We start from the raw sequence: 456 nt of genomic DNA, 5'->3' as shown, positions 1-456 counted from the left end.
GCGCGCTCGATCTGTGCTTCATCGCGGCGGTGCCGCTGGACGAGGTGATCGCGCACCTGGCGCGCATGAACTGGCCGATCGTCGAGGGCCCGGTCGAGCGAACCGGCGCGACGGCCCGGATCCGCTCTGTCTATGTGCGCGACCCGGACCTGAACCTGATCGAGATTTCCGAGTTGCTGTGAGCGGCGGTGTCGCCGCGTGGCCCGGTGCCGGCCTGAAATCCGAAAGCTTCGTCGCGCATCGATAACGCGTACAGGAAAACCGGAAGATTGTCCCATCCGCCGCCATGCGCCTTCGCTACATTGGAGCAACGGCCGGCGGGGCGGACGGCATCTGTCATGCCGCCGGGCACCCGTGGCCGGAACGCCGATTCGATGCGAACGGATCCCCGAACCTGCAATGACAGAGAAAGCCATGAAAAGTATTTTGTTGGGCTGCGCCGCGATGACGGTCTGC

The 456-nt window shown here is 64.9% G+C and carries 1 protein-coding gene; it reads left to right on the top strand.

The annotated features are described in order from the left end of the window. Positions 1–182, top strand: a 182-nt coding sequence (locus HW466_RS31415) for a VOC family protein (RefSeq protein ID WP_481968806.1), incomplete at its 5' end; no start/stop codon positions are given. Positions 183–456 lie beyond the last annotated feature (274 nt).

It is taken from the genome of Burkholderia territorii, from assembly GCF_902833055.1.
GTDB lineage: Bacteria > Pseudomonadota > Gammaproteobacteria > Burkholderiales > Burkholderiaceae > Burkholderia > Burkholderia territorii.
The sequence above is the reverse complement of the archived record's forward strand: the minus strand, read 5'-3'. Positions and strand labels throughout refer to the sequence as shown.